The sequence below is a fragment of the Bacillus sp. VA13 genome (assembly GCF_055710085.1).
Window position 1 is genome coordinate 201,180 of the sequence record NZ_JBVQPP010000001.1, and the last position, 13,113, is coordinate 214,292.

The window sequence follows — 13,113 nt, forward strand, 5'->3', positions numbered from 1 at the left end:
TTTTGGGGGTGAACGAATGGCTAAAATGAGAGTATACGAATATGCAAAAGCGTTAAATGTTTCAAGTAAGGAAATTTTGACCGCACTGAAAAACATGGATTTAGAAGTGAATAATCACATGGCCATGCTTGAGGAAAAGGCCATTAAACAGCTTGATGCCAAATATAAAAAAGGCGGCGCAGCCGCTAAATCTCAAAAGCCAGCAGAAACGAACAAAAACAAACAGCCGCAAGGGATCAATCAGCAATCAGCTGGAAATCAACCAAATAAAATTCGAGACGGAAAGAAGAATGACGTGCAGAATAATCAATTTAACAAAAACAAGAAGAATAACAACAACAAAAAAAATAAACGCAACCACAACAATAAAAACCAACATCAGCAAAAGCCTGTAAAGCCGAAAAAAGAGCTTCCTGAGAAAATTACATTCTCTGGAACATTAACAGTCGGCGCACTGGCTGAAGAGCTTGGCAAAGAGCCTTCAGAACTCATTAAAAAGCTGATGCTTCTTGGCGTAATGGCAACCATTAACCAAGAGCTTGATAAAGACACAATTGAACTCATTGCATCAGAATATGGTGTTGAAACAGAAGAAGTTATTGTGCTTGAAGAAACAGAGCTGGAAAAATACGAAGAGCCTGATAATGAAGAGGATCTTGAAATTCGTCCTCCTGTCGTTACGATCATGGGTCACGTTGACCACGGGAAAACGACGCTTCTTGACAGCATCCGTAAAACGAAGGTTGTTGAAGGAGAAGCAGGCGGAATCACTCAGCATATTGGTGCTTACCAAATTGAAGAGAACGGCAAGAAAATTACGTTCTTGGATACTCCGGGCCACGCCGCATTTACAACGATGCGTGCACGCGGTGCAGAAGTAACTGATATTACAATTCTAGTTGTTGCTGCCGATGACGGTGTAATGCCGCAAACAGTAGAAGCGATTAACCATGCAAAAGCAGCTGAGGTTCCTATTATCGTTGCAGTGAATAAAATTGATAAAGAATCCGCAAATCCTGACCGTGTGATGCAAGAACTGACGGAATACGGTCTTGTCCCTGAAGCTTGGGGTGGAGAAACCATTTTTGTTCCGCTTTCCGCTTTAACTGGAAAAGGCATTGATGAACTCGTTGAAATGATTTTGCTTGTCAGTGAAGTAGAAGAACTGAAAGCGAATCCGAACCGCCAGGCAAAAGGAACGGTTATTGAAGCAGAACTCGATAAAGGCAGAGGGTCAGTTGCGACATTGCTCGTACAGACTGGAACACTGCATGTCGGTGATCCGATCGTAGTCGGCAACACATTTGGCCGTGTCCGTGCAATGGTTAACGACATTGGACGCCGTGTGAAAACTGCCGGCCCGTCAACTCCGGTTGAAATTACCGGTTTGAATGATGTCCCTCAAGCGGGAGACCAATTCCTTGTCTTTAAAGATGAAAAAACAGCTCGTTCTGTCGGGGAAGCCCGTGCTTCGAAACAGCTTGAAGAGCAGCGCAGCGATAAAGCGAAGCTTAGTCTTGATGACTTATTCGAGCAAATTAAACAAGGTGATGTAAAAGACATCAACATCATCGTAAAAGCTGACGTTCAAGGATCTGCTGAAGCTTTAACAGCCGCACTTCAAAAAATTGAAGTAGAAGGCGTTAAAGTGAAAATCATCCATACAGGCGTTGGTGCAATTACCGAATCTGACATTATCTTGGCATCTGCTTCCAATGCAATTGTTATCGGGTTTAATGTGAGACCGGACGGAAATGCTAAGAGTACGGCTGAAGCTGAAAATGTAGATATTCGACTTCACCGTATCATTTACAAAGTAATCGACGAGATTGAAGCTGCCATGAAAGGTATGCTTGATCCTGAATATGAAGAAAAAGTAATTGGTCAAGTAGAGGTACGCCAAACATTCAAAGTATCTAAAATCGGTACAATTGCCGGCGGATATGTTACTGAAGGAACCATTACGCGCGACAGCGGCCTCCGTTTAATTCGTGACGGCGTCGTTATCTTCGAAGGCGAAGTAGACGTTCTGAAACGCTTTAAAGACGATGTGAAAGAAGTTTCACAAGGCTATGAATGTGGTATTACAATTAAGAAATACAATGACATTCGTGAAGGTGACATCCTTGAAGCGTTTGTCATGCAAGAAATTGAAAGAACGTGATCGGATTTGCGGAGTGTGAATGCATCATTTATGATGCAGGATCGCTAAAAGAAAAGCGTGCCGTTCTGAAGCGGATTTTAACCAGGGTTCAAAACAAGTTCAATGTTTCGATTTCGGAGATTGGCTATCAGGACACATGGCAAAGGACCAGCTTCGGAATCGCCGCTGTTTCTTCCTCTCGCGTTCAAACAGAAAAAGAACTGCAGCGCGTTCTGGCGTTTATCGATTCTTTTCCTGAAATTGAACGGACGATCACTAGAACAGAGTGGTTTTAACTTAGAGGTGATTGAATTGAGTATGAGAGCAAACCGTGTTGGCGAGCAAATGAAAAAAGAACTCGGTGACATTATCAGCCGCAAGCTGAAAGATCCGAGAATTGGTTTTCTGACAGTAACGGATGTGCGTGTATCAGGTGATTTGCAAATTGCAAAGGTGTATATCTCGGTTCTCGGTGACGAGAAAAAACGGGAGGAAGCGCTGAAAGGGCTGGCAAAAGCGAAAGGATTTATCCGATCCGAAATCGGCAGCCGCATCAGACTTCGAAAAACGCCTGAAATTGAATTTGAATTCGATGAATCAATCGATTACGGAAATCGTATCGAAACACTGATTCACGAAATACATTCAGAGAAACCATCTGAATAAAAAATGGAGAGGATAGGCGTATATCGTCTGTCCTCTTTTCTATGTTTTAAAGAGAAAAACTCAAAAGAAGGAGTGAAAGACAAATGGTTAACGGAGTTCTCCTTTTACATAAACCAGTTGGCATGACATCACATGACTGTGTCATGAAAATCCGAAAACTGTTAAAAACAAAAAAAGTAGGACATACGGGAACGCTCGATCCAGAAGTATCAGGCGTGCTTCCGATTTGTGTGGGAAGGGCGACAAAAATTGTCGAATACTTAACTGAAAAGTCTAAAACGTATGATGCGGAAATAACGCTTGGCTTTTCAACGACAACTGAGGATCAAACGGGCGAAACGGTTGAAACAAAGCCTGTCAATCAAGACATTGATAAAGCGGAAGTAGAAAAGGTGTTAAACAATTTAAAGGGTAAACAAGAACAAATTCCTCCCATGTATTCCGCTGTAAAAGTAAACGGCAAAAAATTATACGAGTACGCTAGAGCAGGGATTGAAGTAGAACGTCCGAAACGCATGATTACCATTGAAGACATCGCCCTGACGACAGAGATTACACATAATGAAGAAACCGCAAGCTTCCGACTTACAGTGACATGCTCCAAAGGGACCTATGTAAGGACGCTGGCGGTCATGATCGGCGAAAAACTCGGATACCCGGCTCATATGTCTCATTTAATTCGTACGGCATCCGGAGATTTTTCTCTCGACGAATGCTTTACCTTTGAAGAACTGGAAGCACAGGTCCAGTCCGGAACCGTGGGAGAGCATACAGTTCCTATTGAACGTGCGCTCAATCATTTGCCGAAATGGATCATAAGTGATACATTAGCTAAGAAAGTAGAAAATGGGGCTTTGCTTGAGACGCCCGAGCAGTTTTCTGAAATGACAAGCGAAGACCGCATTGCCGTCTTTACTGAATCCGGAAGCTGTTTGGCGATCTATTTCCCCCATCCTGCGAAAAAAGGGCTGTTAAAGCCGGCAAAAGTATTGATGCAAAAAAGCGAACAATAGAAAAAAGGTGACCGTTCTGTGAAGACGATACATATTACACATCCTCATCATTTAATCCAAGAGGAGCAGGCAAAGTCTGTGATGGCGTTAGGGTATTTTGACGGCGTTCATCTTGGGCATCAAAAGGTAATCGGGACAGCGAAGCAAATAGCCGAAGAAAAGGGTCTGGCATTAGCTGTGATGACCTTTCATCCTCATCCTTCTCATGTATTGGGCAGGGATCAGGAGCCAAAGGATCTGATTACGCCTCTGGAAGACAAAATAAACCAAATTGAACAATTAGGCACAGAGATTCTGTATGTCGTTAAATTTAATGAAGTATTTGCTTCTCTTTCTCCTAAGCAGTTTGCAGACCAGTATATTATCGGCCTTAATGTACAGCACGCAGTGGCGGGCTTTGACTTTACGTATGGCAAATATGGCAAGGGAACAATGGAAACCATGCCGCATGATTTAGACGGAAAAGCAGAGTGCACAATGGTAGAAAAATTAACGGAGCAGGATAAAAAAATCAGCTCCTCATATATCCGTACCGCGCTTCAAAACGGAGACGTTGAATTGGCGAATATCTTGCTCGGACAGCCTTATTTTATAAAAGGAATTGTCATTCACGGTGATAAAAGAGGGCGGACCATCGGGTTTCCGACAGCAAATGTCGGTTTAAATAACAGCTATATCGTTCCGCCGACGGGTGTATATGCCGTGAAAGCGGAAGTGAACGGCGAAGTTTACAATGGCGTTTGCAATATCGGCTATAAGCCGACGTTTTATGAAAAACGTCCGGAGCAGCCTTCAATCGAGGTCAATCTGTTTGATTTCGATCAGGAAGTATACGGAGCCGCTATAAAAATCGAATGGTATAAACGGATTCGGAGCGAGCGGAAATTCAATGGCATCAAAGAATTAACAGAGCAAATTGAGAAGGATAAGCAGGAAGCCATCCGTTATTTCAGCAATTTGCGGAAATAACATGCAACGCACACAAATTTTATTCTAAAATATTTGCATATGGGCACGATTTTTAGTATGATAGTTTTCGTAGTCTTAAAACCATTGCTTGGCAATCCGAAGTCACCGACGGTTGCTAGGTAACTGGGGCTAAATATGATTTGGAGGTGAAACAGGATGGCAATTACTCAAGAGCGTAAAAACCAACTCATCAGTGAGTTCAAAACACACGAATCTGATACTGGATCTCCAGAAGTTCAGATCGCTATCCTAACTGACTCAATTAACAACTTGAACGAGCATTTACGTACTCATAAGAAAGACCACCACTCACGTCGCGGTCTTCTTAAAATGGTAGGTAAGCGTCGTAATCTTCTTACGTATCTACGTAATAAAGACGTAACTCGTTATCGTGAGTTAATTAACAAACTAGGCTTACGTCGATAATCGTAAAAAGCGGGAGGATTCCCGCTTTTTTATCGTATTAAAGCGAAATTACTTATAACAAATCATTGAAATCCTTTTACATACTACTTTGACATTGATATGTTCAATTCATTTCGTTCATAATAGGAGTAATTGATTATTTCACACAACGAAGAGAGGAGTTCGTAATCGTATGGGACAAGAAAAACATGTCTTTACCATAGATTGGGCCGGAAGAACGCTTACCGTTGAAACCGGCCAGCTTGCCAAACAGGCAAACGGTGCTGTGATGATCCGCTACGGTGATACAGCAGTACTTAGTACAGCAACCGCTTCAAAAGAACCAAAACCGCTTGATTTCTTCCCGCTTACTGTAAACTATGAGGAAAGATTATATGCGGTAGGAAAAATTCCGGGCGGATTTATTAAAAGAGAAGGACGTCCAAGTGAAAAAGCGGTTCTTGCCAGCCGTTTAATCGACCGTCCGATCCGTCCTTTGTTTGCCGATGGATTCCGTAATGAAGTACAAGTCATCAGCATTGTCATGAGTGTTGACCAAGACTGCTCTTCTGAAATGGCTGCCATGTTCGGTTCATCTCTTGCTCTTTCTGTATCGGACATTCCGTTTGAAGGACCGATTGCAGGGGTTACTGTCGGACGCATTGATGATCAATTTATTATTAACCCGACAGTCGATCAGCTTGAGAAAAGCGACATCAATCTTGTTGTTGCCGGCACGAAAGATGCCATTAACATGGTAGAAGCGGGAGCGGACGAGGTTCCTGAGGAAACCATGCTTGAAGCCATTATGTTCGGCCATGAAGAGATTAAACGCCTGATTGCATTCCAAGAAGAAATTGTAGCAGCAGTTGGCAAAGAGAAATCAGAAATTGCGCTTTATGAAATTGATGAAGAGCTTAGTGAAAAAGTAAAAGCTTTAGCAGAAAAAGATCTGCTGAAAGCTATTCAAGTTCATGAAAAGCATGCCCGCGAAGATGCCATTAATGAAGTGAAAAACACAGTTGTGGCAAAATTCGAGGATGAAGAGCATGATGAAGACACAATCAAGCAAGTGAAGCAGATTTTATCCAAGCTGGTGAAAAATGAAGTGCGCCGCCTGATTACTGAAGAGAAAGTAAGACCGGACGGCCGCGGTGTCGATCAAATTCGCCCGCTTTCTTCTGAGGTCGGCCTCTTGCCAAGAACGCACGGATCAGGTCTGTTTACAAGGGGACAAACACAAGCCCTCAGCGTATGTACGCTAGGTGCTCTAGGAGATGTGCAAATCCTTGACGGCTTAGGTGTTGAAGAGTCAAAACGGTTTATGCATCACTACAACTTCCCGCAATTCAGCGTTGGGGAAACAGGACCAATGCGTGGGCCGGGACGCCGTGAAATCGGACACGGAGCACTGGGTGAGCGTGCGCTTGAGCCAGTTATTCCGTCTGAAAAAGACTTCCCTTACACTGTCCGTCTTGTATCAGAAGTGCTTGAATCAAACGGTTCTACGTCTCAAGCAAGTATTTGCGCAAGCACACTTGCAATGATGGATGCCGGTGTACCAATCAAAGCCCCAGTTGCGGGTATTGCGATGGGTCTTGTCAAATCAGGCGAACATTACACCGTTCTGACTGACATTCAAGGCATGGAAGACGCGCTTGGAGATATGGACTTTAAAGTAGCAGGAACGGAAAAAGGCGTAACAGCGCTGCAAATGGACATTAAAATCGAAGGCCTTTCCAGAGAGATTCTTGAAGAAGCGCTTCAGCAGGCGAAAAAAGGAAGAATGGAAATCCTCAACAGCATGCTTGCGACATTAAGCGAATCAAGAAAAGAGCTTTCTCAATATGCGCCTAAGATTTTAACAATGGCCATTAATCCTGATAAAATCCGCGATGTCATTGGGCCAAGCGGAAAACAAATCAATAAGATCATCGAAGAAACCGGTGTTAAAATTGATATTGAGCAGGACGGCACAATCTTTATTTCTTCAACAGATGAAAGCAGCAACCAAAAAGCGCAAAAAATCATCGAAGACCTTGTCAGAGAGGTTGAAGTCGGCCAGCTTTACCTAGGTAAAGTGAAACGAATCGAAAAATTCGGGGCTTTCGTTGAAATTTTCAGCGGAAAAGACGGTTTGGTGCACATTTCAGAGCTTGCGCTTGAACGCGTAGGAAAAGTTGAAGATGTTGTGAAAATCGGAGACGAGATTCTTGTCAAGGTCACTGAAATTGATAAACAAGGACGAGTCAATTTGTCTCGTAAAGCGGTGCTCCGTGAAGAGAAAGAAAAAGAAGAACAACAATCTTAAATGAAAACATAAAAAGGAGCCTGGGAGACCCGGCTTCTTTATTTTGAAGCTTTTAAAAAGCAGGCGGGTTCTACCTTGTCCTTCTCCTTCATAATGTGAGGTGAGGGGGGACAGAACATGTACAAAAAATTTGTGCCGTTTGCCGTTTTTCTATTTCTTTTTTTTGTCTCATTTGAGATGATGAAAAATCCGCACACACTTGATTATATAGGGGCAATGAAAAAAGATACGGTGACTGTCACGGCGTCCAAAGACCCGTTATATGAAGAATTGCTTCAAAAAGCGCCGGAGTATGAAGTCAAGCCCCAAGATGCCAGAGTCGATAAAGTGTGGAAAAGCATTCCCGGCTATAATGGACTGAAGGTCAATATTGAACAATCATATAAAAAAATGAAAAAGCACGGCGAGTTTCGGGAAAACGATCTGGTGTACAGCCAAGTAAAACCAAACGTTCATCTTGAGTCTCTTCAGCCTGAGCCTATTTATAAAGGAAATCCTGACAAACCGATGGTGGCTTTTTTAATCAATGTGGCATGGGGAAATGAGTATTTGGAAAAAATGCTCCCTATCCTGCAAAAGCACCAAGTCAAGGCTACGTTCTTTTTAGAAGGCAATTGGGTGAGGAACAATAAACAGCTCGCTAAGAAGATTGCGGAAGACGGACATGAAATCGGAAATCATTCATACAATCATCCAGATATGAGCAAACTGACTACAGGAAGAATTTCCGAGCAGCTCGACAAGACAAATGAGCAAATAGAACAAACGATTGGCGTTAAGCCGAAGTGGTTCGCTCCGCCGAGCGGAAGTTTACGAAAAGCGGTTGTCGACATTGCAGCTGAGAAACAGATGGGAACAATAATGTGGACAGTTGATACGATCGATTGGCAAAAACCGGCTCCGTCTGTACTTCAAACGAGAGTGTTAAGCAAGATACATAATGGTGCCATGATTTTAATGCATCCGACTGACTCCACGGCGGAAAGTCTTGAAGTGCTGATTACAAAGATAAAAGATAAAGGATACGCGCTTGGAACAGTCACTGAACTAATGGATGAAACAAGACTGTTGAAGTAACAGATGCAGGCAGCTTGTCTTTGAATAGGAGGAACAAATTTGATTAAACGATATACGTGTCAAAATGGTGTAAGAGTTGTGCTGGAAAATAACCCGACAGTCCGTTCTGTTGCGATCGGCGTATGGATCGGCACAGGTTCGCGGCACGAAACGCCGGAGATAAACGGGATTTCTCACTTTTTAGAGCACATGTTCTTTAAAGGGACGAGCACAAGATCTGCACGCGAGATAGCAGAATCTTTTGATCGTATTGGCGGTCAGGTCAATGCGTTTACTTCAAAGGAATATACCTGCTACTATGCAAAGGTGCTTGACGAGCATGCGAATTACGCGCTTGACGTATTAGCAGATATGTTCTTTCATTCAACGTTTGATGAAAACGAGCTGAAAAAAGAAAAAAATGTAGTATATGAAGAAATTAAAATGTACGAAGATGCGCCAGACGACATTGTGCATGATTTACTGAGCAAAGCCACTTACGGCAATCATTCTTTAGGCTACCCAATTCTAGGCACGGAAGAAACGCTTGCTTCTTTCAATGGTGACTATCTCAGACAATACATGCATGATTATTATACGCCGGACCGAGTGGTCATTTCGGTAGCGGGCAATATATCTGACAGTTTTATCAAAGATGTAGAAAAATGGTTCGGGTCATACGAGGCGAAAGGCAAAGCGACAGGCCTTGAGAAACCCGATTTCTACACAGAAAAACTGACGAGAAAAAAAGAAACAGAGCAGGCTCATCTGTGCCTTGGATTTAAGGGCCTTCAGGTTGGCCATGAACGCATTTATGATTTAATTGTCCTGAATAATGTGCTCGGAGGCAGCATGAGCAGCCGGCTGTTCCAAGATGTCCGAGAAGACAAAGGCCTCGCTTATTCTGTTTACAGCTATCATAGCTCTTATGAGGACAGCGGAATGCTTACCATTTACGGAGGAACGGGTGCCAATCAGCTTCAGCAGCTGTCAGAAACCATTCAAGAAACCCTTGCTACATTAAAACGCGACGGCATTACCTCAAAAGAGCTGGAAAATAGCAAGGAGCAAATGAAGGGAAGCTTAATGCTGAGCTTAGAAAGCACAAACAGTAAAATGAGCCGAAACGGGAAAAATGAACTGCTGCTCGGTAGACATAAAACATTAGATGAGATCATCAATGAATTAAACGCCGTGAACTTAGAGCGTGTCAACGGCCTTGCCAGACAATTGTTTACTGATGATTATGCACTGGCACTCATCAGCCCTTCCGGCAATATGCCGTCTTAAAAAGGAAAAGCCTGCCCCTTAACGGAGCAGGCATTTTTTTATCCCTTTGATCATACATAGTACAAGGGGGTGACAGACATGCGGCTCAGTGAATTATCAGGAAAGGAAATTGTAGACATCAAAAGAGCTGAACGGCTGGGAGTGCTTGGCCAGACCGATTTAGAAATCAATGAACAGGATGGCCAGATTACAGCACTCCTCATTCCGACAGTTAAGTGGTTTGGTTTGAGAAAACACGGTCAAGACATTCGTGTCCCCTGGCATCATATTCAAAAGATCGGATCAGATATGATCATATTAGATGTACCTGAGGAAATGTCTCCTCGACAAGAGTAAATGAAAAAGCCCAAAATGACTGTGGTGCGGGCTCTAAAGTAAACATCTGAAACATCGGCTTTTGGCAGCCGATGTTTTTTTATATGAAAAAACCGCATGTTTTAATTCACCGGTATTTCCTTTTGATCATAAGATGAAGGGGAGCTTAACAACTAGAGATCCAGTATATACAAAGAAGGTGAACGTTTAGAATGTTAACCGGATTGAAAATTGCAGTTATCGGCGGTGACGCAAGACAGCTCGAAATTATTAGAAAGCTCACTGAACAGCAGGCTGACATCTACCTTGTCGGTTTTGACCAATTGGATCACGGTTTTACCGGAGCAGTAAAATGCAACATTGATGAAATTCCTTTTCAGCAAATAGACAGCATTATTCTTCCAGTGTCTGCGACAACAGGAGAAGGTGTCGTATCGACGGTATTTTCGAATGAAGAGGTTGTGTTAAAACAGGAGCATCTCGACAAAACGCCTGCACACTGTGTCATTTTCTCAGGAATTTCTAACGCCTATTTAGAAAACATTGCAGCTCAAGCAAACAGAAAACTTGTTAAGCTGTTTGAGCGGGATGACATTGCGATATACAATTCTATTCCGACAGTAGAAGGAACGATCATGCTGGCTATTCAGCACACGGATTATACGATACACGGATCTCAGGTGGCCGTTCTTGGTCTAGGACGCACCGGGATGACGATTGCCCGTACATTTGCCGCGCTTGGAGCGAATGTAAAAGTGGGGGCAAGAAGTTCAGCGCATCTGGCACGTATCACTGAAATGGGGCTCGTTCCTTTTCACACCGATGAGCTGAAAGAGCATGTAAAAGATATAGATATTTGTATTAATACCATACCGAGTATGATTTTAAATCAATCGGTTCTTTCTAGCATGACACCAAAAACCTTAATATTGGATCTGGCCTCACGTCCCGGGGGAACGGATTTTAAATATGCCGAAAAACAGGGGATTAAAGCACTTCTTGCCCCTGGCCTTCCAGGGATTGTCGCACCTAAAACAGCCGGGCAAATCCTCGCAAACGTCTTGAGCAAGCTTTTGGCTGAAATACAAGCTGAGGAGGGGAAATAAGGATGTCGTCATTAAAAGGAAAAAGAATCGGGTTTGGACTGACCGGATCGCATTGCACATATGAAGCGGTTTTCCCGCAAATTGAGGCGCTGGTCAACGAAGGAGCGGAAGTGCGTCCGGTTGTCACATTTAACATGAAATCCACAAATACCCGATTTGGAGAGGGAGCAGAATGGGTTAAAAAAATTGAAGACTTGACTGGATATGAGGCAATTGATTCAATTGTAAAAGCAGAGCCCCTTGGGCCAAAGCTTCCCCTTGACTGCATGGTCATTGCTCCTTTAACCGGCAATTCAATGAGCAAGCTGGCAAATGCCATGACGGACAGTCCGGTGCTGATGGCGGCAAAAGCGACAATCCGAAACAATAGGCCGGTCGTTCTTGGCATCTCGACAAATGATGCTCTCGGTTTAAACGGAACAAATTTAATGAGGCTCATGTCAACAAAAAATATCTTTTTTATTCCATTCGGGCAAGACGATCCATTTAAAAAACCGAATTCAATGGTAGCCAAAATGGATCTGCTTCCGCAAACCATTGAAAAGGCACTAATGCATCAGCAGCTTCAGCCGGTTCTGGTTGAGAATTATCAGGGAAATGACTAAATTTACAGAAAATCTTTCCCAAACTAAAAAATTCGGTCATCACCCGCATATTCTATGGTAAAATAAAACGTAAAATCATAGTCAAATCAATTCAATGAGGCTGATTGGCGGAAGGAGTTTTACAGATGGGAAGAGGTTTACACGTAGCTGTTGTCGGAGCGACAGGAGCTGTAGGACAACAAATGCTTAAAACACTTGAAGACAGAAACTTTGAAATGGACACACTTACATTGCTATCTTCAAAACGCTCTGCGGGGACAAAAGTCACGTTTAAAGGCGAAGAGCTGACTGTTCAGGAAGCTTCTCCTGAGAGCTTTGAAGGGGTAAATATTGCTTTGTTCAGCGCCGGCGGAAGCGTATCACAAGCATTGGCACCAGAAGCTGTAAAACGCGGCGCTATTGTTATAGATAATACGAGTGCGTTCCGTATGGACGAAAATACACCGCTTGTTGTGCCTGAAGTGAATGAGGCAGATTTACATGAACACAACGGCATCATTGCCAATCCTAACTGCTCTACAATCCAAATGGTTGCGGCTCTTGAACCGATCCGCAAAGCATACGGCTTAAACAAAGTCATCGTATCAACGTACCAGGCGGTATCAGGAGCGGGAAATGAAGCTGTAAAAGAGCTTTACAGCCAAACACAGGCGATTTTAGATCAAGAAGAAATTGAGCCTGCGATCATGCCTGTAAAAGGTGACAAAAAACACTATCAAATCGCCTTCAACGCGATTCCGCAAATTGATAAATTCCAAGATAACGGCTATACGTTTGAGGAAATGAAAATGATAAATGAAACGAAAAAAATCATGCACATGCCAGACCTTCAAGTAGCGGCTACATGTGTGAGACTGCCAATTCAAACTGGGCACTCAGAGTCAGTCTACATTGAGGTAGACCGTGACGACGCTACAGTTGAAGATATTAAAAATCTATTAAAAGAAGCTCCGGGCGTGACACTTCAGGATGACCCAAGCCAACAGCTTTATCCGATGCCTGCTGATGCCGTCGGCAAAAACGATGTGTTTGTAGGCCGCATCCGCAAAGACTTGGACGGAGCAAACGGTTTTCATTTATGGGTTGTTTCTGATAACCTATTAAAAGGCGCGGCATGGAACTCTGTTCAAATTGCAGAAAGCCTGAAAAAACTAAACCTCGTATAATAGAGAGAATTTCCTAAAGACGAATAGAAGAGAGTAAGGCACTATCAGCCTGCTCTCTTCTGTTACGT

General features: G+C 43.2%; 13 protein-coding genes. All 13 read left to right on the top strand.

Going from position 1 to position 13,113, the window contains the following annotated elements:
* Positions 1 to 16 precede the first annotated feature (16 nt).
* The 13 genes from infB to asd all read left to right on the top strand — a co-directional run bounded on the left by infB (position 17) and on the right by asd (position 13,045).
* Positions 17 to 2,164: a translation initiation factor IF-2 gene (gene infB, locus AC0C66_RS01035; protein ID WP_041520956.1), complete on the top strand. Its 2,148-nt coding sequence runs from the start codon at positions 17 to 19 to the stop codon at positions 2,162 to 2,164.
* On the top strand, positions 2,161 to 2,439 hold the full coding sequence (locus AC0C66_RS01040) for a DUF503 domain-containing protein (RefSeq protein ID WP_003220950.1): 279 nt from the start codon (positions 2,161 to 2,163) through the stop codon (positions 2,437 to 2,439). Before infB ends, AC0C66_RS01040 begins: the two co-directional genes overlap by 4 nt.
* A gap of 16 nt (positions 2,440 to 2,455) precedes the next feature.
* Positions 2,456 to 2,809: a 30S ribosome-binding factor RbfA gene (gene rbfA, locus AC0C66_RS01045; protein WP_019258420.1), complete on the top strand. Its 354-nt coding sequence runs from the start codon at positions 2,456 to 2,458 to the stop codon at positions 2,807 to 2,809.
* Between the two features lie 83 nt (positions 2,810 to 2,892).
* A complete protein-coding gene (truB, locus tag AC0C66_RS01050; RefSeq protein WP_072182684.1) occupies positions 2,893 to 3,822 on the top strand; it encodes a tRNA pseudouridine(55) synthase TruB in 930 nt (309 codons plus the stop codon).
* Between the two features lie 18 nt (positions 3,823 to 3,840).
* Positions 3,841 to 4,791 carry a bifunctional riboflavin kinase/FAD synthetase gene (gene ribF / locus AC0C66_RS01055; RefSeq protein WP_072182683.1) on the top strand — a complete coding sequence of 317 codons (951 nt, stop codon included), beginning with the start codon at positions 3,841 to 3,843 and terminating at the stop codon, positions 4,789 to 4,791.
* Between the two features lie 156 nt (positions 4,792 to 4,947).
* Positions 4,948 to 5,217, top strand: coding sequence for a 30S ribosomal protein S15 (gene rpsO / locus AC0C66_RS01060; RefSeq protein ID WP_003154182.1), 270 nt, complete (start codon positions 4,948 to 4,950; stop codon positions 5,215 to 5,217).
* 172 nt (positions 5,218 to 5,389) lie between these two features.
* On the top strand, positions 5,390 to 7,507 hold the full coding sequence (pnp, locus tag AC0C66_RS01065) for a polyribonucleotide nucleotidyltransferase (protein WP_014113820.1): 2,118 nt from the start codon (positions 5,390 to 5,392) through the stop codon (positions 7,505 to 7,507).
* Positions 7,508 to 7,624: 117 nt separating this feature from the next.
* Complete coding sequence (locus AC0C66_RS01070) at positions 7,625 to 8,584, top strand: polysaccharide deacetylase family protein (RefSeq protein ID WP_014113821.1); 960 nt, start codon at positions 7,625 to 7,627, stop codon at positions 8,582 to 8,584.
* Between the two features lie 39 nt (positions 8,585 to 8,623).
* The gene (locus AC0C66_RS01075) at positions 8,624 to 9,853 is read left to right on the top strand and encodes a M16 family metallopeptidase (RefSeq protein WP_072182682.1); all 1,230 of its coding nucleotides are present in this window, start codon (positions 8,624 to 8,626) and stop codon (positions 9,851 to 9,853) included.
* 78 nt (positions 9,854 to 9,931) lie between these two features.
* On the top strand, positions 9,932 to 10,189 hold the full coding sequence (locus tag AC0C66_RS01080) for a YlmC/YmxH family sporulation protein (protein WP_003238478.1): 258 nt from the start codon (positions 9,932 to 9,934) through the stop codon (positions 10,187 to 10,189).
* A gap of 191 nt (positions 10,190 to 10,380) precedes the next feature.
* Complete coding sequence (gene dpaA / locus AC0C66_RS01085) at positions 10,381 to 11,274, top strand: dipicolinic acid synthetase subunit A (RefSeq protein WP_014113823.1); 894 nt, start codon at positions 10,381 to 10,383, stop codon at positions 11,272 to 11,274.
* 2 nt (positions 11,275 to 11,276) lie between these two features.
* Positions 11,277 to 11,879, top strand: a complete 603-nt coding sequence (dpaB, locus tag AC0C66_RS01090) for a dipicolinate synthase subunit B (protein ID WP_061187482.1) — start codon at positions 11,277 to 11,279, stop codon at positions 11,877 to 11,879.
* Positions 11,880 to 12,004: 125 nt separating this feature from the next.
* Positions 12,005 to 13,045 carry an aspartate-semialdehyde dehydrogenase gene (asd, locus tag AC0C66_RS01095; protein ID WP_072182681.1) on the top strand — a complete coding sequence of 347 codons (1,041 nt, stop codon included), beginning with the start codon at positions 12,005 to 12,007 and terminating at the stop codon, positions 13,043 to 13,045.
* Positions 13,046 to 13,113: the final 68 nt, after the last annotated feature.